Raw genomic sequence first — 21,427 nt, 5'->3', positions numbered from 1 at the left:
AGCCTAGCCGCAACCGACCATGTCGCGTGGCAGGTAACAAGCCGCCGGTTCGGTCCTGGTCTCGAACAGCGACCGCTTCGGCTTGAAATAGAAGAAGGTCACCGGCTTGCTCTCGCGCACACTGCCGTCGGCAAAATGCGCGGCGATGCTGAAACTGTGGATCGACGACATCGACGACCACATTTTCAGCCGCGCCGTGTAGGCGCTGAGGTTCTTGTTGCCGCGCACCGGCATGGCAATCGTGTAGTTATGCTTGCCGATCGGGAACTCGATGTTCTGGTAGCGCATCGCTTCGGGCGTGCCGCCACCGCCATCGCCGCATTCGGCCATCGATTCCGGGGTCTCGAAAACCGCCATGCTCACCGAGGCGCGGAACGGCTCGCTCTTCTGATAGACATGACCTTCGTCATCCGCCCAAGAATAATCGAACTTGCCGATCGCATTCAGCGTCATCAGCTGTTGCATATTGCCGAGATAGTCGGCGACCTCGCCGAACTTGATCTTGTTGGTCAGCTGGCTGCGGCAGACATTGAGACTGTCCACCGAAGGGCAGGGAAAACGCCCCGTTTCCAGACTGGCCGTATCGACACCGGCTTCGGTGAGCACGCTCTTTATCGATACGTCGACGCCCTCGCCGAAACTGCCGATGTCCTTGGTGAACATCCGGCTTGGCTCGCCGGTTGGCTTGCCATCCTCGTCCACCGTGGTGAACTGGATCGACATCTTCATGTCCTTTGCGTCGCCCCAGCCATTGTTGATGATCGAGAAATCCGGCCGGAAGCCGACGCAGCCGAAATGCTCCGATATCGATAGCATCGGCTTGCGATAGGCATCGCTCGACGCGACCTTCATTTCCAGGCTGTCGAGCCTGACTTTGGATTGGTCTGTTGTCTTGAGGTCCACCTCGGCAAAGGCCGGCGCGTCGTCCCAGTCCTTGCTGCCAAAGACATTACTGGTCGTGATCTGCCCGGTGCCGTTCCAGCTGTCATTGTCCTCATCCGCCTGCGGATAGATAGCGATGTCCTCGTCGCGCACCAGATGCTGGTACTGCATGTCGGATTGCTGGGTCATGCGCTGGTCGACCACGACGCCGATTTCGACCTTGTCGGCATCACCGCCGCCGGTCTGCGCCTTGAGCAGGCCGCCGACCCGGGCATCGGCCAGCACGTCCGGGCGCGAGCCGCCGACCTCCTTGCCCATCACCCATTGCGATTCATAGACCGTGCCGCCGGCGAGCCGGGTCTGGCCCTTGGCGTTCTTCAGGCCATCGACAAAAGAGCCGGCAAAGATCTCGCCGGTCTTCGACAGCAGCCGGCCCTCGCCATTCGGCATGCCGTCGACGAATTGCCCCTCATAACGGTTGCCGTCGGCATCGACGTGGATGCCTTTCCCGTTGAGTGCTCCGGCGAGCCAATGCCCATCGAAAACCTCGCCCGAGCGCAGTTCTAGCCGGCCCTGCCCGTCGGGCCGGCCGTTCCTGACATCACCGAAATAGCTGGAATAGACGGTCTTCGGATCATAGCTCGCCGATCCGCGCACGCGCCACACCAGCCTGCCCTTGCCGTTGATCGTGCCGTCCTCGGCGATGGTCTTATCGGGCGACTGGCCTGCCGCCGGCTCCCAGACGAAGTCGAGGTTCTTTTCCGGATGAAAATCCCAGACACGCACCGTCCGGCGCAGCACCGAGCGTGTGTCGGCCTGATAGACGATCTGCACGCGCTCTGCCCAGGCGCCGCCGACAGCGGCGGGATCGGCGAAAGCCGGCGAAAGCATCAGCGTGGCCAGCATCGATGCAGCCGCGACCCCGAACACTGACCTTGCCCGCGCCATCCCCAAAACCCCTTTGGATGCCAACCCCTTGGCAAGCCAAGCGTAGTCGCGGTGCCTGCCTCGTGCAAGCGGAAGGATCGGCACGAAAAAGGCGGCAGGATTGACCCGCCGCCTTTGCATTCTCTGCGAACCCAGCCCGGATTATTTGTACAGGCTGTTGATCCACTGGATGTTGGCAGCGTTCAGGCGCACGGCGGTGTTCGCCTCGGGGCTTTCCGCCACGTTGACGCCGGTGATGATGCGCTGCTTGGAGTTGTTGTCGTAGGCATAGACCGAGCTGCCGCTCGACCCCGGGAACGTATCGCAGTCATACTGGAAATATTCCGGGGCGATGTTCTCGGCTTTCACTTCGCAGCTCGCCTTCCACATCGTGCCCATCGGCTTGTCGCCAGGATAGCCGACGAGGTTGGCGGTGAAGTCACCGAGATCGTCATAGTTGGCGTAGCCCAGCCAGCCGAGGTTGGTGCCGACATCCTGCTTCAGCGTGATGATGCCGAGATCCCACGGGATGACCGAACCATAATAGCCCTGGTAGTTGTCGATGAAGCCTTGCAGCACATAGGCGCTTTCATAGGTGAAGGCGCCGAACGGTGCGTCATCGGCAGTGCTGCCATTGAGGCCCGGCACGAACAGATAGTCGGACAACCAGTCCTTGTCCTCATGGCTGTAGAGGCAGTGCGCCGCGGTGAGCACGGTGCGCGGGCCGATCAGGGTTGCCGAGCAGCTGCCGTAGCCGGTCTTCGACTTGGCTTCGAGATAGCCGATTGCCGAGAACGGATAGGTCTTGGTGTTCTTGACCTGCTCGCGATCGTCGGTGCCGAAAACCTGGCGTCCGGCTTCGCCTTCGCCGAGCCCCGGATCCTCGGTCTTGCGCGGCCCACCTTCAGCTCCATTGGCCGGCGCATTCAGTTCCTTGATGATGAGCTCGCGCAGCGCTTCGCTCGGCTCGATCTTGATCACCTTGCCATCGGCGGAACGTCCGACGATGCCATAGGATTTCACAGCCGTTTTCTCGTCGGTGAGCGGCGCGGCGCGGCTGTCTTCGTCAGTAAGCTTCGGTGTCGTGATCGGTTTTGCCCGACCAGCCTTGAAGTCGCCTGAAGATACGTCCCGCATGCTTTCGCCATTACCGGCACTGGCGGAACCAGGGTCGGCGGCGAAAACCGGGACCGCCCACATTGCGGTGGAAAGCAATGCGGACGCAATTATAACGTTTGTCAGTTTTGTCATGGTGAGACTCTCCCAAAAGTCAGCAAGGACTGGATCAAAATACAGAAATATTGTCGAGATCGTGGTGGTAGCGAAAAAATGGTTAAGGCAATCGGCGCACGCACCGGTTCGTTGTTTGCCACGGTCAATCTAAGCCCCCGCCAAAAGACCCTATCGCGACATACTGCCTAAAATAATCCTAGATTGGCAATGACAAATCGCTTCCACGTAGCCCGTGGGGGGCTATAGGATTTTGTGCGGGTTCTACTCGCGGGCACGGTTAGCAAAAGTGGGCTTCGGTTTTGTGACCGAGCGCGCGCCGTTTCGATACGGCACGCGTACGGATCGCTGAACCGGCAGCACCTCCTTGTACAATGCCCGGCGTCGATCTGCGCGGGAGAATTGTCTCAGGAGGGTTCAGGTGCACATCACAAATCGGTTCGGACCAATCGCTGCCGCATCGCTGCTTGGCATTGCCGCTGCTTTTGTATCAATCAACACCGGCCGGGCGGATGAAGCCACCGCAAGGCCCGAAGCGGCGGTCTCGCCGATGCAGCGGGTGACCGACGCCAGGGCCAAGGCGGCAGCGGAAAACCCTGACGGCGCCGACCGGGTCTATGGCGGCAACCAGGCCGAAAAGGGCGCCTATCCGTTCCAGGTCGCGCTACTCACCACCGCCAGGCTGGACGAGAATCCGGCCTCGCAGGCCGATGCACAATTCTGCGGCGGCAGCCTGATCGCGCCGCAATGGGTGCTGACAGCGGCGCACTGCCTCAACGACAAGGGCAAGCCGATCTCGCCGGACTCTGTCACCGTGCTGACCGGCGCCACCGACCTCAGCGAAGGCAAGCGCCACAAAGTGGTGCAGGTCATCGTCAACGAGGGTTACAGCGAGCAGACGCTCGACAACGACCTCGGCCTGCTCCGGCTTGCGGATACGGCCGATGCGCCGACCATCAAGCTCACCCGTGAGGCGACCCCCGACACCGGCAAGACCACCGTCACCGGCTGGGGCAAGATGCAGGACGGGACGTTCCCGACCACGCTCATGGTCGCGGACCTCGATCTGCAGCCGAACAAGGCCTGCAACAGCGGCATCAAGGCCATCTACGCGCATGATTTGAAGGCGGCGCTTGGCGATCTGTCGCACCGCATGCGCTACTCGGAAAAGGGCATCGATGCCGCCGCCAACGCCATCGCCGCCGACATGACCGACCCGCTGACCAGCAACATGATCTGCGCCGGCACCACCAGCGGCGTGCGCGATGCGTGCAACGGCGACAGCGGCGGCCCGCTGTTCATCACCGGCGCCGACGGCCCGGTCCAGGTCGGCGTCGTCAGCTGGGGCGAAGGCCCAGCCGACGGCAGTGCGGCCTGTGGCCACAAGGACGCCTATGGCATCTACACGCGGCTGGCCAACTACAGCGGCTGGATCGAGGCGAAGATGAAGACCCCTGCTCCGGCGCCGGAAAAGCCGAAGGCAGGGCTGGGCACCGCCCAGAAGCCGAAGACGCCCTGAAACGCGACATTTGCTTTCACATGAAAACGGCGGGAGATGTCCCGCCGTTTCTGTTTGCCGGCTTGCCAAATGAAGCCATTGCCTTGGCACCCTATTTCCTCGGCGGACCTTTGCGCTCGGCGGAGGCCGCCCACAGATTGATGTCGGATTCGCGCGCATAGCTGTCGATCTCGGCCAGTTCGGCATCGCTGAAGTCGAGCGCCTTCAGTGCGCCGACGCAGTCCTCGACCTGCTCCGGCCGGCTGGCACCGATCAGCGCCGACGTCACCTTGCCCTTTCGCAGCACCCAGGCCAGCGCCATCTGCGCCAGCGTCTGGCCACGCTTGCCGGCAATCGCGTTCAGTGCCTTGATATTGGCGATGGTGCGGTCGTTGATGAAGGCCGACTTCAGCGACTTGCCCTGCGAGGCGCGGCTGCCTTCGGGGATGCCGCCGAGATATTTGTCGGTCAGCATGCCTTGCGCCAGCGGCGAGAACACGATCGAGCCGACGCCGAGCCCTTCCAGCGTATCGAGCAGGCCATCTTCCTCGACCCAGCGGTTCAGCATCGAATAGCTCGGCTGGTGGATGATGCAGGGCGTGCCGAGCTGCTTCAAAATATCGGCGGCCTCGCGGGTGCGCTGCGAATTGTAGGACGAGATGCCGGCATAGAGCGCCTTGCCCGAGCGCACCGCATGGTCGAGCGCGCCCATGGTTTCTTCCAGCGGCGTGTCGGGATCGAAGCGGTGCGAGTAGAAGATGTCGACATAGTCGAGCCCCATCCGCTTCAGGCTCTGGTCGAGGCTGGCCAACATGTATTTGCGCCCGCCCCATTCGCCATAGGGGCCTGCCCACATCTCATAGCCGGCCTTGGTCGAGATGATCAGTTCGTCACGATAGGCGGCAAAGTCGGTGCGCATGATTTCGCCGAAAGCGGTCTCGGCCGAGCCGGGCGGCGGCCCGTAATTGTTGGCGAGGTCGAAATGGGTGATGCCGAGATCGAAGGCCTTGCGGGCGATCGCCTGCTTGGTCTTGTGCGGCGTGTCATTGCCGAAATTGTGCCACAGGCCGAGCGAGATCGCCGGCAGCTTGAGGCCGGACCGTCCGCAACGGTTGTAGATCATTTTCTCGTAGCGGTTTTCGGCGGCGATGTAGGGCATGGGAAATCCTCAGGATCAGGCGGCGCGGGGATCGCCGGAAGGAACAATTGATTCGATGCTCGCCCTCTCTTTACCCCCTCCCCGGCGAAACGGGGAGAGGGAGATTTGAAAAATTATCGATAATCCCTGCAGCCTATTTTTTCTTGGCCAGCAGTTCCTTGGCTGCCTTGACGCCAAGGGCGGCCGGGCGCTCGCAAGTGGTCTGCATGGCGACGAATTTTCCCGTTTCGCCGGAACGCAGGATGCCGGTCATGACATCGACGGCATGCAGCGCCAGCTCCATCGAACAGCGGTGCGGCCGCCCCTCGACGATCGCCAGCGCCATGTCGGCGAGGCCTGATGTGCGGTAATTGGCCATCATGCCCTGGCCGTGCATCTCATTGGGAACGCCAAGCGGGTGCTTCCATTTCGGCAGCTTCTTGACCGGCTTGCCTTCTTCGGTGAAGCGCACGTCGCCGCCGAAGAAATTCGGATCCGGCACGAACACCGTGCCTGCCTCGCCATAGAGCTCCATCGGCGCGTGGCCGTGAGCCCAGACATCCCAGCTGGTGTTCAGCGTCACCACGGCGCCATTCTCGAATTCCAGCAGGCCGTGGATGGTGGTCGGCGTGTTGACCGGAATTTTTTCGCCCGCGCGCGGTTTCGATGAAATCGTCCGCTCCTTGGCCGGGGTCGTCGCGAAAGCCGCCACTTGCTTCACCGGTCCGATCAGCTGGATCAGATTGGTGATGTAGTACGGCCCGATATCGAGCACCGGTCCGGCGCCCGGCTGGAAGAAGAAATCCGGATTGGGGTGCCAATGCTCCATGCCATGGCCCATGACATGGCAGGTACCGCTGGTGATCTTGCCGAGCTTTCCCTCGTCGATCAGCTCGCGCACGAGCTGGTGCGCGCCGCCGAGGAAAGTGTCCGGCGCCGAGCCGATGCGCAGCCCCTTCTTCTCGGCCCGCGCCTTGAGGTCCTGGCCCTCTTTCAGCGACAGCACGAACGGCTTTTCCGAATAAACGTGCTTGCCAGCGTCGAGCACCCGTTTCGACACCTCGTAATGCACCGCCGGTATCGTCAAATTGACGATGATGTCGATGTCGTCGGCCTTGAGCAGGTCCTCGACAGTCTCGGCGCGCAGCTTGAATTCCTTCGCCCGCGCCCTGGCCGCATCCATGTTGATGTCGGCGCAGGCACGCATCTCGATGCCGCGAAACAGCGGCGCCAGCGAGAAATACGCCTTCGAGATGTTGCCGCAGCCGATGACGCCAATACCCAGTTTCTTTGCCATGATGATTGTTCCTAGTAAGCCTTGACGGATGCGATCGAGCGGCGGGCGAAGCGCTCGATGTCGTTGGGATTGTCCTGTTCCATGACAAAGTACTTTGCCGCGCTCTTGGCCCGCAACAGTTTGATCAGGCCGGCCCAGTCGATCGTGCCGTGGCCGACATCCGACCAGCCATCCTCATCCAGTCCTTCGCCCGGCTTTGCAATGTCCTTCACATGTACGGCGACGATGCGCTTGCCGTGCTTTTCGATCCAGGGCAGCGGATCGGCGCCACCGCGCACCACCCAGGCGAGGTCCATCTCCCAGCCGATACCGGGAGCGGAAGACAGAATGTGCTCCTGCGGCACCGAGCCGTCGGCGAGTGCCTTGAACTCGAAATCATGGTTGTGCCAGGCAAAGCCGTAGCCGGCCCTCGAGGCCACCTCGCCGACCTTGGCCAGACGTTCACCGAAGCCACGCCAGCCGGCCGCATCGGACGGCCTTTGCTCTGCCAGGAGATAGGGGCAAATCAAGAGCTTGATGTCGAGCGCCTCGGCGATCCTGCGCACGCCGTCGAAATCCTTCTCCAGCGCGTCGATGGAGAAATGCCCGGTCGGCATGGCAAGGCCGTTCTTGTCGAGTTCGGCGCGGAAGGCCTTGGGATCGTCATAGACGCCGCCGAAGCCTTCGACTTGCGTGTAGCCAAGCTTGCCGAGTGTCGCGAGCACGCCTTCCCAGGGCTGGAAATTGCGGGCGCTGTAAAGTTGGAATGACCAGTTCATCGTCTTGTCCGTTCTGCTTGGGATGGTGGGACTTTGGGGATGGATTTTGGGGGGATGGTTCTTGGGGAGAGATTAGAGCCGGTTGCCGGTTTGGGCATCGAACAGCGAGGCCCGCATCGGATCGAAGCCGATGCTTACCGCGTCCGCATTTTTCGGCGTGCGCTCCGACGTCACCCGGACGGTGAAATTCTGCTTGCCGAGCTTCAGCCAGACCAGCGTATCGGAACCCATGGGTTCGACGACTTCGACATTTGCGTCAGCCGTAAAAGGCCAGCCGGCGCCGCTGTTGAAGGCGACGTGCTCGGGGCGCATGCCGAATACGGCCGGCCCCGCTACTGGCTCCTTCTCGAAGGCGTAGGTCGCGAGTGGAATGCGCACATCCTCGACGAGGAAATGCCAGTCGCCCTTGTCCTTCTCCAGCCTGCCGTCGATGAAATTCATCGCCGGCGAGCCGAGGAAGCCGGCGACGAAACGGTTGACCGGGCGGTTGTAGATGGTCTGCGGCGCGTCGAGCTGCTGGATGACGCCGCCCTTCATCACCGCGATGCGGTCGGCGAGCGTCATCGCCTCGATCTGGTCGTGGGTGACGTAGATCATGGTGTTCTGCAATTTGCGGTGCAAAAGCTTGATCTCGACACGCAGTTCCGAGCGCAATTTCGCGTCGAGGTTGGACAGTGGCTCGTCGAAGAGGAAGACGTCGACATCGCGCACCAGTGCGCGCCCGATCGCCACGCGCTGGCGCTGGCCGCCGGAAAGTGCCGAGGGCTTGCGTTGCAGCAGCGGCTCGATCTGCAGAATCTCCGCGGCGCGCGCGATGCGTTTGGCGATTTCGTCCTTGGGCAGGCCCGCGACGCGCAGGCCGAAAGACAGGTTCTTTTCCACCGTCATCTGCGGATAGAGCGCGTAGGACTGGAACACCATGCCGATGCCGCGGTCCTTCGGCTCTTCCCAAGTGACGTTCTTGCCCTTGATGAAGATGCGGCCTTCGGAAACGTCGAGCAGGCCGGCAATGCAGTTGAGCAAGGTCGACTTGCCGCAGCCGGAGGGACCCAGAAGCACGATGAACTCGCCTTCGGCGACATCGAGATTGAGCGTCTTCAGCACCGTCACCGCGCCGAAATTCAGCGACAGATCCTGGATCGATACGCTGGTACCGTTTTGCGCCATATCCATCAGCCTTTCACTGCGCCGGCGGCGATGCCGCGCACGAACCATCTTCCCGAGATGAAGTAGATGATCAGAGGTACCGCCGCCGTCAGAATGGTGGCTGCCATGTTGACATTGTACTCCCGCACGCCGGTCGTGGTGTTGACAATGTTGTTGAGCTGCACCGTCATCGGCCAGTTGGACCGCCCGGCAAACACGATGCCGAACAGAAAATCGTTCCAGATGCCCGTCACCTGCAGGATGACGGCGACGACGGTGATCGGCACCGACATCGGCAGCATGATGGAGAAGAAGATGCGCCAGAACCCCGCACCGTCGACCCGCGCCGCCTTGAACAGCTCGACCGGCAGCGCCGCATAGAAATTGCGGAACAGCAGCGTCAGGATCGGCATGCCGAAGATCGTGTGAATGATGATGATGCCGGGAAGGGTCGCAAACAGCCCGACCGAGCTCAGGCCGATGATCAGCGGATAGATCACGACCTGATAAGGCACGAAGGCGCCGAAGACGAGCAAACCGAACAGCAGATTGGCGCCCTTGTAGGGCCAGAAGGTCAGCGCATAACCATTGATCGAGGCGCAGATGATGGAGATCATCACGCTCGGCACGGTGATCTTCACCGAATTGTAGAAGCCAGGGCTGAGCCCGTTGCAGTCGCGGCCGGTGCAGGCATGCAGCCAGGCGTCGGCCCAGGGCTGAAAGGTCGGCTCGAGCGGAAAGCTGAAAAGATGTCCGAGCCTGATCTCGGGCATCCCCTTCAGCGACGTGACGATCATGATGTAGACCGGGATGAGGAAGAAGAGCGCCGCAACGACCAGGAACGCATAGAGGCCGATGCGACCGGCCGATGTCCGCCGTGGTTTCGGCCCGAAGGGCGCGACGCCGGCTTGATCCAGCTGCTCTTCAGTGGTGATCACGCCGGCGGTCATACGGCTGCTTCCCGCTGGCGATTGCGCCGCCACAGAACAAGTCCACCGAAAGCCAGCACGACCAGCACGGGCAGCAGCATCATCGTTGCCGCAGCCATGCCCTGGCCGACGTTCTGGCGCACTGTGATGAGCTGGATCACATAGACTGCCGGCATCGACGTGGCGATGCCGGGACCGCCGCCCGTCATGGCGATGACCAGGTCGTAGACGCGCACCACGCCGACACATTGCAGAACAAAGGCGGTGGCGAAGGCGCCCTTCATCATCGGCGCCACGATGGAAACATGCGTGCGCCATGTCGGGATGCCGTCGACCTTCGCGGCTTTCCAGATCTCCTCGTCAACGCCGCGCAGGCCGGCAAGCAGGATCGCCATCGTCACGCCCGAGCCCTGCCAGATGCCCGCCACGACCAGCGCGTAGATCGCGGTGTTGGCGTCAACCAGGGGGGCGAAGCTGAAGCTCGACCAGCCCAGATTGTGCATTGCCTCCTGCAGGCCGAGATTGGGATCGAGCACCCACTGCCAGACGAGGCCGGTGACGATCAGCGACATGGCGAAAGGATAGAGGAAGATCGAGCGGAACAGGTCTTCCTGGCGGATGCGCTGGTCCATGAAAACGGCGAGCAGATAGCCGAACACCATGTTGCAGGTGATGGACATCAGGCCGAAGAACCAGATGTTGTTGACCGAGACGAGCCAGCGGCTATCCGCCCAAAGTCGCCTGTACTGCGCCAAGCCGACGAAATCATAGGTGGGGAAGAGCTTGGAACTGGTGAACGACCACATCACCGAGAAGCCGATGCCGATCACGAAGACGCCGACGGCAACAAGAATCATCGGTATCGTGCCGATGACGGCAGGCAGGTGAAATCTACGCCTCCAGCTCCTCTGCATCGTCCGTCTTTCTCCGCTTCTACCGACACGCCGGGCTATCTGCCGACACGAAAGTCAGCCTCGGCCACGTTCCCAACCGCCGCGGCTTCCGATCCTGCGATTGTCGGTCCGCCGACAACGCTTTCTGCTTGGCGAGCCGAGGTTGGACCGAGGCGCTGCTGCAATAGCGGCGCCTCGGTGCTGATCGGCTCCTAGTCGGAATTTCCGATGATGGTGGCGAACTTCGCGGTGGCGTCGTCAGCCGTCATGGAGTCGTCGGCGAAGAATTGCGCGACGAGTTCATTGAGCTGCTGGTTGGTGTTCTCGGTGATGAACCGGTTGGTCGCGGTGACGATGTTGGCCGGATCTTCCACCGCTTTCAGCGACTTCTGCATGCACGGGTCGGCCGTCGACATGTCGACATCGCCACGTACGGGCATCGACCCCTTGGCGTTGTTGAAGGCGACCTGAACCTCAGGGCTGATGAGCAGTGCGGCAAGACGCTTCTGCGCCGCCTCGACATCCGGATTGTTCTGCTTGAAGAAAACGATGATGTCGCCGTCGGTGCTGACCACCGGCTTGGCCTCGTTCAGGCCGATCATGCAGCCGAAATCCTTGACGCCGGTCATGCCGGCGGCCGCGAATTCGCCGCGCGCCCAGTCGCCCATCACCTGAAGTCCGGCCTTGCCGGTGATCACCAGATTGGTGGTGTCGTTCCAGTTGCGGTTGGCATAGCCATTGTCGGTGAACTGCTTCAAGGTCCTCAACTGGGTGAAGACGCCTTTCATTTCGGGGCCGCCGGCAATTTCGGCGCTCTTCTTGGTGTACATCTCGTCACGCTTGGCGACGCCGAGAGCCTCGGTGACCATGTCCTGGAAAAGCAACTGGATCTGCCAGCCGTTTCCGTCGCCGCCGATGGCGAAGGGAATGAAGCCGGCCTCCTTGATCTTCGGCGCGGCCGCGATGAATTCGGCCAGGCTCTTCGGCTCCGGCACGCCGGCTTTCTCGAACACCGGCTTGGAATACCAGGCCCAGTAGTTCGAGTGAATGTTGACCGGAACGCACCACCAGTGGCCGTCAACGAGGCAGGCGCTGCCGATCGCCTTCGGGCGGATAACCTGACCCCACTTGCCGGCGGTCGCGATGTCGGTGAGGTCGAGCAGCTTGCCGCCCGAAATCAGTTCCTCGTACTGCCGACCGGGATTGAACTGGGCCGCACCGGGCGGATCGCCGCCGAGCACGCGCTGCATGACCGTCGAGCGGGCGGTTTCACCCAGGGCAATCGCGCTGTCCACCCACTTGTCGCCATGGCCGTCATTGTCGAAGGCCTTTGCGAACTGCGAGACCGCCGCCGACTCGCCCTTCGATGTCCACCAATGGATGACTTCCAGGTCCGTGGCCCTGGCCGGGCCGGCAAACTGCAGCGCGGCCGATGCTGCCAGCGCAGCGGTCAAAATCCTGTATCGCATTTCGGTTCCTCCCAGAATCTGAAACGTTACAGATTTTGGATAAGGCAATTGCAGGGACGACGCAACCCTGAGGCATGCGGTCGTCCGATATTTTTTCGAGCCGCGAATAAAATACACGATCGACTATCTCGTTGTGCGCCGCAATATGAGCCATCGCAGTGCAAAACAAACGCTTCGGCCACGGAAGCCGGCAAAACGAGCGTCGGAAGGACGCTTCGCCTTGTATTCCCAAGGGAAATCACGACCCCGTGTTCGCCGGCCTATTCGCCAGCCGGCAAACGAGATTGGCAATCTGTAACGTTTCAGTATATTGCCGCCTTCGCCGGGCTTGAAATTGTGCGACGCCGCAAATCGCGGCGATTGCCGACCCGCCCTGCGACTGCTATGCGCCTGACGGGCGGGACGAATGGACAGACGGCGTACGGAAAAGAACGAAGAGACGTCGGCCAAGGAGCGGCCAACGCTGAAGACGCTTGCCTTCATGACCGGGCTCGGCGTCACCACCGTATCGCGCGCCCTGAAGGACGCGCCGGAGATCGGCGCCGAGACCAGGCGCCGCGTCCAGCTGGTCGCCAAGCAGATCGGTTACCGGCCCAACCGCGCCGGCGTGCGCCTGCGCACCGGCAGGACCAATGTCATCAGTCTTGTGCTCAACACCGAGCGCGAAATCATGAGCTTTGTCTCGGACATCATCTACGGCGTTTCGGAAGTGCTCGCCGACACGCCCTATCACCTGATCGTCACGCCCTATTCGCGTTCACAGGATCCGCTCGACCCCATACGCTATCTGGTCGAGACCGGTTCCGCCGATGGCGTCATCATCTCACGCACGCAGCCGAATGATGCCAGGGCCCGCTATATGCTGGAACACGGCATTCCTTTTGCCACGCATGGCCGCACCGACATGGGGCTGGTCCACCCCTATCATGATTTCGACAATCACGCTTTCGCGGTCGAAGCCGTGCGTCGCCTTGCGAGCATGGGACGCCGCAAGCTCGCTCTGCTGGCACCACCCATTGGACTGAGCTACCACAGCCATACGGTCAACGGCTTTGCCGATGCGCTGAGCGAGGTCGACGCCAGCGAGATCCCGTTCAGCACCGTATCGATCGACCATTCGATCGAGCAGATCAGGACGAGGACCGCGCAGCTGATGCGCCGCGACATCAGGCCGGACGGCTTCGTCAGCAGCGGCGCTGCCGCCACGCTAGCGCTCGTCGCAGGCATTGAGGATGCCGGCCTCAAGCTTGGCCGCGACGTCGATATCGTCTCCAAGCAATCTTCGGACCTTTTGCACCTGTTCCGGCCCGAACTGCTGATCGTCAACGAGAACTTCCGGCTGGCAGGCTCTGAGCTCGCCCGCTCGGTGCTCGGCTGGATCGGCGGCGCAGCACCTGGCTCGCTGCAAAGTCTCAGCGTGCCCGGCGAGGTTCTTGCCTACCAGCGCTCAATGGCCTAGAGTGTTTCACCGTTTCATGGAAACGGCGAACCGCTCTAACTCTTTGTTTTGACGCAATTCCCAAGGGAAGGCGCTACGCGCTTTTCCCGGGAAAACCGCTCACACTTTTCCTGGAATTGCTCTAGCCGGCTGCGCCGCTGCCCCACGGGCCATGGAAGGCACCCTGCTCGCCGATGCGTTCGAAGCCATGCGCGCCGAAGAAGTCGCGTTGCGCCTGGATCAGGTTCGAAGTGCCGCGGCCCTGGCGGTAGCTGTCAAAATACGCAAGCGCGGAAGACAGCGCCGGCACCGGCGCGCCGGCCTCGGAAGCCCTGGCCACGATACGCCGCAGCGACGGATGCGCGTCCTGCATCAGGCTGATGAAAGCCGGCGCCATCAAAAGATTGGTCGAAGCGCCGCCACTGCTGAAAGCCTCGGCCATCGTATCCAGCATCTGCGAGCGGATGATGCAGCCCGCCCGCCAGATCCTGGCGATGGTCGGCATCGGCAGGTTCCAGTTGAACTCCTTGGAGGCGCCAGCCATCACCGCGAAACCTTGCGCGTAGGCGGCGATCTTGCCGGCGAACAGCGCCAGTTCGAGGTCTTTCAGCAGCGCATCCTTGTCGCCGGAAATCTTCGTCACGCCGATATTGCCATAGGCTTTTTCCGCCGCCTGCCGCTCATCCTTGATCGACGACAAAACGCGCGCCGCCACCGCCGCCTCGATCGCGGTCGCCGGAATGCCGAGCTGCTGCGCCTCGATGACAGACCATTTGCCCGTGCCCTTCTGGCCGGCGCGGTCGAGGATGATGTCGACCACCGGCTTGCCGGTCTTGGGATCGTCGGCGGCCAGCACCTTGGCGGTGATCTCGATCAGGTAGGAGTTGAGCCGGCCCTTGTTCCAGTTTTCAAAGACGGTGCCAATCTCCTTCGGCCCCATGCCCAGGCCATCGCGCAGGATGCCGTAGATTTCGGCGATCATCTGCATGTCAGCATATTCGATGCCGTTGTGAATGGTCTTGACGAAGTGGCCAGCGCCATCGGTGCCGAGCCAGGCTGCACAGGGCTCGTCCTTGAATTTGGCGGAGATGGCGGTCAGCACTTTTTCGACCCGCTTCCAGCTATCTTCCGTGCCGCCAACCATGATCGACGGGCCGTGGCGCGCGCCCTCCTCGCCACCGGAGACGCCCATGCCGATAAAGGTCAGGCCCGAGCCGGACAATTCGGAGAAGCGCCGCATCGTGTCGCGGAAATTGGCGTTGCCGGCGTCGATGACGATGTCATTGGCCGACAGCACGCCGCGCAGCGCTTCGATCTGTTCGTCGACCGGCTTGCCGGCCAACACCATGATGATGATCGGACGTGGCGGGCGGATCGCCGCGGCGAGTTCTTCCAGACTGTAGCAAGGCACCACCATGTCTTTCAGCACGCCGGCATTCTCGACGAAAGCGTCGGTGCGTGCCCTTGTGCGGTTGAAGACGGCGATGCGATGCCCGTGTTCGGCGATATTCAGCGCCAGGTTGGAGCCCATCGTGCCAAGGCCGATCAGGCCGATTTCGGCTTTTTCCATCGTTTCTTCCCTGCTTTCGGATCTTGTTGGTTGGAGCCCGCGATTTGGCGGGATGATTGACGGGCCTTTCAGGCCGCGTCAACCGCCTCGCCGAATTGTGTTGCCGTTGCACAATGCAGACCGTTCGACAACGGTATCACATCTGTCGGTTACGGCCTGATGTCCACCGGGGCCTCAATCTTCACGATCTCGAAGTCCGAGACGAGGATGTCGATGCGCACCGTCCAGCGGCCGGGAACCGGGATGACGAGGTTGTCGACACGCCAGCTGCCGTCGCCGGGCTTGGTCGCCGCGCGCTTCAACGGTTCGATGCCGGAATCAGGCTTCGACAGCACCAGCGTCACTTCCTTGGCGTCAAGCGGGCCGAAATCACCGGTCATGATGATCATCGAGGCGGCGACAGGCCCGGCATGGCCCGGCACGATGCTGAGATCGGCCATCGCCTGCAGCGTATGGATATGGACCGAAACCGGCTGCGCCGCAGCGATCGCCAGCGCCCGCGGCGGCGGCGTGAAACGCCAGCCCGCGGCAACGCCGAAGATCGCCAGCACAATCAGCATTTCGACGCCGATCGAGCGGGTGAGCCTGCGTTGCACCTCCGTAGCGCCCGCCTCGGCCGAGGCCGTCAGCTTCCAGCGATTGACGGCAGCCAGCGTGAACAGGAAGACCAGCAGCGCGAGCTTGACCAGCAGCAGCCGGCCATAGGCGGTGCCGACCAGTGCCAAGGGCGTCTGCACCTGGATGACGGCCAACACGGTGCCGGCCACGGCAAGCACGGCCACGACAGGCAGGATCGCTGAGGAGAAGCGGCGCAGGAAAGCAACGGCATCAGCCGTCTGGCGCTTCAGCGCGAGACCGAGCGGCACCAGTGCGCCGGCCCAGAAGGCAATGCCGACGCCATGCACGAACACCATCGGCCGCGTCAGCCATTGTGGTTCGGCCGCACTGGCGTGGCCGCTGGCGGCAAGCGCAACGCCGACGCCGGCAAGGCCGGCAAGCGCAAATGGCCTGGCGAGTACACGCGGTCCGGCCAGCGACAACAGACCGAGCCCCAGCGCGATGAGAGCGACCAGCACCGTCCAGCCGAAGCTGGTACCGAGCCCGGTCCGCCAGATCACGGCTTGCGCGAGATGGGAGAGCGGCGCCCCGAGCGCATCGAGACCCTGAAAGCCGAGCGACAAGGGTGCCGCCAGCAGCCCGTAGAGGATCGCCGCGGTGACAAAACGCTGACCGGCTCGTCCGTCGCCGCCTAGCCAAGCAAGCGCGAAGGCGCCGCCAACGCCGAGGAAAAGACCGATGTAGAGAAAGACCTTGCTGATCCAGATCGCCGACCGCAGCGGCCAGTCGACGGCTTCGGACACGGCGGGCGGTTCGCTTGGGGCGTCGATGGAAAACAGCAGCGAACCGCCGACCGGATGGCCGTCGGCGGAAATGACACGCCAGCTCAGCACATGCGTGCCGGATTTGAGCGCTTGCGGATTGTCGATCTCGACCGTCTGGTCGGTGAGGCGGAAGGATGTCAGCGCAACAGGCGTGCCATCGGGCTTCACCAGCGTCAGCACCAGCGGCGAAACCGGCTCGCTGAAGGTCAGCGAGAATTGCGTCGGAGCCTGCGCCAGGACCGCACCGTCAGCCGGGTCGGTCTTGATCAGTGCGGCATGGGCAAAGGCCTGGTTTGCCGAGGCCACAATGATGAACAGCATGATCAGGGCCAGCAGCCCGCCGGCAATGCGGCCGAGGGGCTTGCCGGTCGGACCGACCATACACAGGGAAGATATTGCGGTCATGGCATGCCTTGGGGTGCGGCGCGCCCTTATGAGCAGAGCGCGCCGCGAGAAGATTACTTCTTCGGCAAGAGCTTGATGCCGGGCGCGGGGTTCTCCAACGCGTCCTCATCCTGCCCTGCCGCCGGAATCTCGATCCAGCGGTCGGTGGCGCCATCGCATTCCTGCACCACCGGGAAGTAGAGTTTCTGGCCGACGGGCAGGTCCGCCGTCAACGTCGCGCGAAAGACGAACTCATCATAGAACTCATCCGGCAGATTGCCGCCGCTCCAGTCGACTTCCTTGACGCCGTCGGTCACCGCCTGACCATAGAGCTGATAGGATTTTTCATATTTGCCCTTCTTGGTCTGCAGCGTCCAGCCCGGCTTCGGCATCGGCTTCACCGCGATCACCCCTTCCGGGATCTGCACGCGCACAGCGGTCGTCGCCTTGCCGTCGCAGCCATGCGGCACGCGCAGCACTGCCTTGTAGGTCGAGCCGACCGCCGCTTCCTGAGTTTCGAGCGTGATGTGCGCAAAGGCGGCATTTGTCCCGAGCACCAGAAGCACTGCGGCCGACAGAAGATACTTGCTCATGATGGTCCCTCTAGAATCTTGATCGGTACGATGGCCGGTTCAGTCGTTGTCTTCTTGAGGCGCCGCGCTGCCCATGGCCTGCACGGCGAATTTGATTGTCACCGTCCCGGCCTTTTCGAAGGTCAGCGTGGCGGCGAACATCTCGCCTTGCTTGGGTGGCTGCTTCAAATCCATGAACATCACATGATAGCTGCCGGGACCCAAAACGACCTTGCCGCCGGCTGGAATCTCCAGGCCGCCGACAACGGGCCGCATGGTCATGACGCCGTCCTTGACACCCATCTCATGCAGTTCGGCCTTGTCCGAAATGTCGGAGGAAATCGACAGCAGCCGGTCCGGCGCGCTGCCGTTGTTTGTAACGGTAAAATAACCGCCGGCCACCTTGGCGCCGGCCGGCGTGGCGCGTGACCAGGGATGGCCGATCTCGATATCGCCGACCTTGAACTCATGCGCCATGACGGACTGGGCGCCTACGAGCACAATCGCGAAAGCCAGCGCGACAGCGCCGAGATGCTCCTGGAAGCGGGACAGAATGCGGCTGAACAGCGGGCCTGCGGCTGTGGGGGAAGAATGGGACATGGTTGCTCCATGAAGTGAGGATCGCGCCGTTGCCGGTCGCGAGCCGTTTGATCTTTGGATGGGTGCGCCCGCGAAAGGTTCCGCCGGGCAAAAAGGGTTCAGGCCGCCAGCGGCGGCGCGCGCGGGTTCGACGGCGAACGTTCGCGCGCGAAATCGAGATGAATGCTCGCCGGAAAGACGAAGGCGACCGCTTCAAAGGAAAGGCTGCCCAGGGCCAGCCCGGCATCGGGCGGCGGCGCAAAGGCCGATGAAAACATGCCGCAGCCAAGCGTGCAGCAGGCCGGTAGGTGGGACGGGTGCTGGTCACCGTCAGGACGCTGGGTGGCGCCGTCGCGGGTGCAGATGATGTTGCCGAAGGCGTCGAGCTGCGCGGCATTCGGGCCGGTGCCGAAGGCGAACGCGCCGAGCGTCGACTGGAGCAGCAGCAGGTAGGCCGCGACAAGCGCGACCGGCATGCTCCAGCGTCTCCCCTTCTTGCTCAAATGACTTGCCTGTTCAAACCATCTGCCTCTTCAGGCTTGGAAGATACCTACCACGGCCGGAGCAGGCCGAAAATCGGCAATTCGACACTGCGGCAACGCGGCGCGATTAGGATTTCTGCAATGGCCGGCTTTCAGGGATTGAGGTCAAAAGCGTGTTACGCGCCGACTTCAGGTGCTTGCGGCAGGCGGCATCGACCTTGCCGAGGTCGCGCGATTTGAGCGCCTCGATATAGGCAAGATGCTCGCTGACAGCGACTTCGTTGCGCTCGCGCTCCTGCGCCTTGTTCCACTGGTAGTGGTAATGGAAGATCATGGCGATGACGTCGTAGAAATCGACGATGAAACGGTTGCGTGACGCACGGTGGATAAGCCGGTGGAAGCGCTCGTCCAGCTCCGAAAACTCGTTGAACCGCGTGGCGATCTCGCGTGACAGCTGGCGATGTTCGTCCTCCAGGCGGTCGAGATCGGCCCAGACCGGGCTGTCCTGCGGCAAAGCGGCGAAGGCAGCCGCCGAGCGTATTTCGAACATCTCGCGGATTTCGGTCAGCTCCAGTGCGAAGGCCCGCGTAAAACCCTTCAGCACCCAATGGCTGTTGCGGCGCTTCTCGATCAGGCCGAAGCGCGAGAAGCGGATCAGGAATTCTCGCACGCTGGTGGTGCCGACGCCGATCTCGCGCGCCAGTTCGAGCTCGTTGATCTGCATGCCGACCTCGGCGCCGCCGGCGAGCAGCCTGCGCATGAACGACCGCTCGATGATCTCGGCCAGCGTGTCGGTCTCTTCCTCGGGGAAGAAATCGTCGGGACTCGGGTCGCGCAGCACCGTCTTGGCGCGCTTGTTCCAAGCGATCAAGCCGGTTTCCTCCATGCGCGTCAGGATGCTGCGCACGGTGGTGCGGCTGACGCCGAGCAGCGCGCCCAGCTCCGGTTCCGACGGCAGGCTGCGCGTTTCGTCGAGCAGCCTGAGGCACCTGTTGTAGGCGTCTTTGTAGACGTTGTTGCTCTTCGACATCCCCTGCCCCGTTCGCGCTGGCGCTTGCGGCGGCCGGCTTGAAGCGCAATATGACGTTCCTATGACCCTGAAAAGCAGGAATCGCTTTCGCCGATGTCCGGGTCATTGCTTGCAGCGCCACCACTTGCCCGGGAGCACGCGGGACGCCCATGAAAAAACAATTGACGCAAAACTGTTTTTTCACGATAAAAGACATTAGCTCTTATCAAGCGCGTGTCAATCCGCGCGCATCCCAAGATCACCCAGGAAACCGCCCGTGAACGTCTCCAACACCATTCTTCTGTCCTCCGCCGACAACGTCGCCGTTGCCAATGGCCGCATCGAGATCGGCACCGCGCTGCCGGGCGGCGCGCTTGCCACCGCAATCATCGAGCCCGGCCACAAGGTGGCGATCAAACCGATTGCCGCCGGTGAAGCCGTGGTCAAATACGCCCAGGCGATCGGCCGCGCCACGCAGGACATTGCGCCGGGCGAGCATGTCCATTCGCACAATCTGGTTTTCGAGGCCGGCCGCCTGCCGGTGGTGCCGCCGAGCGAGGCCGAGCATGCGACCGAGGCCGACCGCGCCCGCACCTTCATGGGCTATCGCCGCGCCGATGGCCGCGCCGGCACGCGCAATTTCATCGGCATTATCGCCAGCGTCAATTGCTCGGCCACCGTCTGCCATTCCATCGCCGACACCGCCAACCGGACGTTGCTGCCGAAATATCCGGGCATCGACGGCTTCGTGCCGATCGTGCACGGCCAGGGCTGCGGCATGAGCGCCACTGGCGACGGCATGATGGTGCTGCACCGCACGCTGGCCGGCTATGCCCGCCACCCGAATTTCGGCGGCGTGCTGATGGTCGGCCTCGGCTGCGAGGTCAACCAGCTCACCCTCTACGGCCAGAAGGGTGCTGCAGCGGGAAAACGCCATTTCAACATCCAGGACGCCGGCGGGTCGCGCAAATCGGTGGAGAAGGCGATGGACGTGCTGGCCGAGATCGCCGAGGAAGTCGGCCAGCTGAAGCGCGAGCCGATCCCGGTCAGCGAGATCGTCGTCGGCCTGCAATGCGGCGGCTCCGACGGCATGTCGGGCATAACAGCCAATCCGGCGCTGGGCGCGGCCGTCGACATCCTGGCTGGCGTCGGCGGCATCGGCATCCTGTCCGAGACGACGGAAATCTACGGCGCCGAGCATCTGCTCGCCTATCGAGCCGCGACGCCCGAGATCGCCAAGAAGCTCGATGGCTATGTGAAGTGGTGGGAAGACCACGTCGCCAAGCATGGCGCCTCGATCGACAACAACCCCTCGCCAGGAAACAAGCGCGGCGGCCTCACCACCATCCTGGAAAAGTCGCTGGGCGCGGTCGCCAAGGGCGGCCAGACGCCGCTCAACGGCGTCTTCGGCTATGCCGAGAAGGTCACCGGCAACGGACTGGTGTTCATGGACACGCCCGGCTACGACCCGGTCTCGGCCACCGGCCAGGTCGCGGGCGGCGCCAACGTCATCGTCTTCACCACCGGCCGCGGTTCCTGCTTCGGCTGCCGGCCGACCCCCTCAATCAAGGTCGCCACCAACTCGACCATGTATCACCAGATGGAAGAGGACATGGACGTCAATTGCGGAGTCATCGCCTCGGGCGAAAAGACCATCGCCGGCATGGGCCGCGAGATCTTCGAACTGATCGTCGAGACGGCTTCCGGCCGCAAGACCAAGAGTGAGGATTTCGGCTACGGCGACAACGAGTTCGTGCCCTGGCATCTCGGCGCGACGCTCTAGATTTAGCTGATATGTGGTAGAATGGCCGGGCCGGACAACGGCCGGCAACGGGGAGGCTTTG

At 62.6% G+C, this 21,427-nt stretch carries 18 protein-coding genes; 3 read left to right on the top strand and 15 right to left on the bottom strand.

The features are described from left to right. Window positions 1-3: 3 nt before the first annotated feature. Both AC1D05_RS31015 and AC1D05_RS31010 read right to left on the bottom strand, forming a co-directional pair. Window positions 4-1,830, bottom strand: a complete 1,827-nt coding sequence (locus AC1D05_RS31015) for an MORN repeat-containing protein (RefSeq protein ID WP_477446109.1) — start codon at window positions 1,828-1,830, stop codon at window positions 4-6. A gap of 141 nt (window positions 1,831-1,971) precedes the next feature. Beyond that, window positions 1,972-2,946: a trypsin-like serine peptidase gene (locus AC1D05_RS31010; protein ID WP_477446107.1), complete on the bottom strand. Its 975-nt coding sequence runs from the start codon at window positions 2,944-2,946 to the stop codon at window positions 1,972-1,974. A gap of 514 nt (window positions 2,947-3,460) precedes the next feature. Here AC1D05_RS31010 and AC1D05_RS31005 point away from each other — a divergent pair. Next, on the top strand, window positions 3,461-4,558 hold the full coding sequence (locus tag AC1D05_RS31005) for a S1 family serine peptidase (RefSeq protein ID WP_477446105.1): 1,098 nt from the start codon (window positions 3,461-3,463) through the stop codon (window positions 4,556-4,558). A 91-nt stretch (window positions 4,559-4,649) separates the two neighbouring features. Here AC1D05_RS31005 and mgrA read toward each other — a convergent pair whose 3' ends face one another. The 7 genes from mgrA to AC1D05_RS30970 all read right to left on the bottom strand — a co-directional run bounded on the left by mgrA (window position 4,650) and on the right by AC1D05_RS30970 (window position 12,167). After that, window positions 4,650-5,696, bottom strand: a complete 1,047-nt coding sequence (mgrA, locus tag AC1D05_RS31000) for an L-glyceraldehyde 3-phosphate reductase (protein WP_477446103.1) — start codon at window positions 5,694-5,696, stop codon at window positions 4,650-4,652. A 133-nt stretch (window positions 5,697-5,829) separates the two neighbouring features. Further along, window positions 5,830-6,972, bottom strand: a complete 1,143-nt coding sequence (locus AC1D05_RS30995) for a Gfo/Idh/MocA family protein (protein WP_095199561.1) — start codon at window positions 6,970-6,972, stop codon at window positions 5,830-5,832. Window positions 6,973-6,983: 11 nt separating this feature from the next. Next, window positions 6,984-7,730: a sugar phosphate isomerase/epimerase family protein gene (locus AC1D05_RS30990; protein ID WP_477446101.1), complete on the bottom strand. Its 747-nt coding sequence runs from the start codon at window positions 7,728-7,730 to the stop codon at window positions 6,984-6,986. Window positions 7,731-7,802: 72 nt separating this feature from the next. Continuing rightward, entirely contained in the window at window positions 7,803-8,903 is a 1,101-nt protein-coding gene (locus AC1D05_RS30985) for an ABC transporter ATP-binding protein (protein WP_477446099.1), read from the bottom strand. Continuing rightward, window positions 8,903-9,826 carry a carbohydrate ABC transporter permease gene (locus AC1D05_RS30980; protein ID WP_477446097.1) on the bottom strand — a complete coding sequence of 308 codons (924 nt, stop codon included), beginning with the start codon at window positions 9,824-9,826 and terminating at the stop codon, window positions 8,903-8,905. Before AC1D05_RS30980 ends, AC1D05_RS30985 begins: the two co-directional genes overlap by 1 nt. Further along, complete coding sequence (locus AC1D05_RS30975; protein ID WP_477446095.1) at window positions 9,823-10,719, bottom strand: carbohydrate ABC transporter permease; 897 nt, start codon at window positions 10,717-10,719, stop codon at window positions 9,823-9,825. The genes AC1D05_RS30980 and AC1D05_RS30975 overlap by 4 nt, the downstream gene beginning before the upstream one ends. A 191-nt stretch (window positions 10,720-10,910) precedes the next feature. Then, window positions 10,911-12,167, bottom strand: coding sequence for an ABC transporter substrate-binding protein (locus AC1D05_RS30970; RefSeq protein ID WP_477446093.1), 1,257 nt, complete (start codon window positions 12,165-12,167; stop codon window positions 10,911-10,913). A 406-nt stretch (window positions 12,168-12,573) separates the two neighbouring features. Here AC1D05_RS30970 and AC1D05_RS30965 point away from each other — a divergent pair, with 406 nt between their 5' ends. Further along, window positions 12,574-13,626 carry a LacI family transcriptional regulator gene (locus tag AC1D05_RS30965; protein WP_477446091.1) on the top strand — a complete coding sequence of 351 codons (1,053 nt, stop codon included), beginning with the start codon at window positions 12,574-12,576 and terminating at the stop codon, window positions 13,624-13,626. Window positions 13,627-13,747: 121 nt separating this feature from the next. Here AC1D05_RS30965 and gndA read toward each other — a convergent pair whose 3' ends face one another. From gndA to AC1D05_RS30935, 6 genes are all read right to left on the bottom strand, one after another. After that, window positions 13,748-15,175 carry an NADP-dependent phosphogluconate dehydrogenase gene (gene gndA / locus AC1D05_RS30960; RefSeq protein WP_477446089.1) on the bottom strand — a complete coding sequence of 476 codons (1,428 nt, stop codon included), beginning with the start codon at window positions 15,173-15,175 and terminating at the stop codon, window positions 13,748-13,750. Between the two features lie 149 nt (window positions 15,176-15,324). After that, window positions 15,325-16,962, bottom strand: a complete 1,638-nt coding sequence (locus AC1D05_RS30955; protein WP_477446087.1) for a copper resistance CopC/CopD family protein — start codon at window positions 16,960-16,962, stop codon at window positions 15,325-15,327. Window positions 16,963-17,015: 53 nt separating this feature from the next. Continuing rightward, window positions 17,016-17,534: a YcnI family copper-binding membrane protein gene (locus AC1D05_RS30950; protein WP_477446085.1), complete on the bottom strand. Its 519-nt coding sequence runs from the start codon at window positions 17,532-17,534 to the stop codon at window positions 17,016-17,018. 39 nt (window positions 17,535-17,573) lie between these two features. Beyond that, a complete protein-coding gene (locus AC1D05_RS30945) occupies window positions 17,574-18,113 on the bottom strand; it encodes a copper chaperone PCu(A)C (RefSeq protein ID WP_477446084.1) in 540 nt (179 codons plus the stop codon). 98 nt (window positions 18,114-18,211) lie between these two features. Then, on the bottom strand, window positions 18,212-18,568 hold the full coding sequence (locus tag AC1D05_RS30940) for a DUF2946 family protein (RefSeq protein WP_477446082.1): 357 nt from the start codon (window positions 18,566-18,568) through the stop codon (window positions 18,212-18,214). Window positions 18,569-18,701: 133 nt separating this feature from the next. Further along, the gene (locus tag AC1D05_RS30935; RefSeq protein ID WP_477446080.1) at window positions 18,702-19,604 is read right to left on the bottom strand and encodes a GntR family transcriptional regulator; all 903 of its coding nucleotides are present in this window, start codon (window positions 19,602-19,604) and stop codon (window positions 18,702-18,704) included. A 256-nt stretch (window positions 19,605-19,860) separates the two neighbouring features. On the opposite strand from AC1D05_RS30935, the gene AC1D05_RS30930 reads away from it, so the two are divergent. After that, on the top strand, window positions 19,861-21,366 hold the full coding sequence (locus AC1D05_RS30930) for a UxaA family hydrolase (RefSeq protein WP_477446078.1): 1,506 nt from the start codon (window positions 19,861-19,863) through the stop codon (window positions 21,364-21,366). Window positions 21,367-21,427 lie beyond the last annotated feature (61 nt).

The organism is Mesorhizobium sp. P2_E9 (genome assembly GCF_056403815.1).
Note: the sequence above shows the minus strand (reverse complement) of the source record. Positions and strands in the feature narration are given on the sequence as shown.

What these genes read in the sequence shown, in the direction of transcription:
- AC1D05_RS30950 (WP_477446085.1), bottom strand. Translation starts at nt 17,534, where the DNA reads ATGAGCAAGTATCTTCTGTCGGCCGCAGTGCTTCTGGTGCTCGGGACA.
- AC1D05_RS30985 (WP_477446099.1), bottom strand. Translation starts at nt 8,903, where the DNA reads ATGGATATGGCGCAAAACGGTACCAGCGTATCGATCCAGGATCTGTCG.
- AC1D05_RS31015 (WP_477446109.1), bottom strand. Translation starts at nt 1,830, where the DNA reads ATGGCGCGGGCAAGGTCAGTGTTCGGGGTCGCGGCTGCATCGATGCTG.
- AC1D05_RS30945 (WP_477446084.1), bottom strand. Translation starts at nt 18,113, where the DNA reads ATGTCCCATTCTTCCCCCACAGCCGCAGGCCCGCTGTTCAGCCGCATT.
- AC1D05_RS30975 (WP_477446095.1), bottom strand. Translation starts at nt 10,719, where the DNA reads ATGCAGAGGAGCTGGAGGCGTAGATTTCACCTGCCTGCCGTCATCGGC.
- AC1D05_RS30980 (WP_477446097.1), bottom strand. Translation starts at nt 9,826, where the DNA reads ATGACCGCCGGCGTGATCACCACTGAAGAGCAGCTGGATCAAGCCGGC.
- AC1D05_RS30965 (WP_477446091.1), top strand. Translation starts at nt 12,574, where the DNA reads ATGGACAGACGGCGTACGGAAAAGAACGAAGAGACGTCGGCCAAGGAG.
- mgrA (WP_477446103.1), bottom strand. Translation starts at nt 5,696, where the DNA reads ATGCCCTACATCGCCGCCGAAAACCGCTACGAGAAAATGATCTACAAC.
- AC1D05_RS31010 (WP_477446107.1), bottom strand. Translation starts at nt 2,946, where the DNA reads ATGCGGGACGTATCTTCAGGCGACTTCAAGGCTGGTCGGGCAAAACCG.
- AC1D05_RS30970 (WP_477446093.1), bottom strand. Translation starts at nt 12,167, where the DNA reads ATGCGATACAGGATTTTGACCGCTGCGCTGGCAGCATCGGCCGCGCTG.
- AC1D05_RS30995 (WP_095199561.1), bottom strand. Translation starts at nt 6,972, where the DNA reads ATGGCAAAGAAACTGGGTATTGGCGTCATCGGCTGCGGCAACATCTCG.
- AC1D05_RS30990 (WP_477446101.1), bottom strand. Translation starts at nt 7,730, where the DNA reads ATGAACTGGTCATTCCAACTTTACAGCGCCCGCAATTTCCAGCCCTGG.
- gndA (WP_477446089.1), bottom strand. Translation starts at nt 15,175, where the DNA reads ATGGAAAAAGCCGAAATCGGCCTGATCGGCCTTGGCACGATGGGCTCC.
- AC1D05_RS30940 (WP_477446082.1), bottom strand. Translation starts at nt 18,568, where the DNA reads ATGCCGGTCGCGCTTGTCGCGGCCTACCTGCTGCTGCTCCAGTCGACG.
- AC1D05_RS30935 (WP_477446080.1), bottom strand. Translation starts at nt 19,604, where the DNA reads ATGTCGAAGAGCAACAACGTCTACAAAGACGCCTACAACAGGTGCCTC.
- AC1D05_RS30955 (WP_477446087.1), bottom strand. Translation starts at nt 16,962, where the DNA reads ATGACCGCAATATCTTCCCTGTGTATGGTCGGTCCGACCGGCAAGCCC.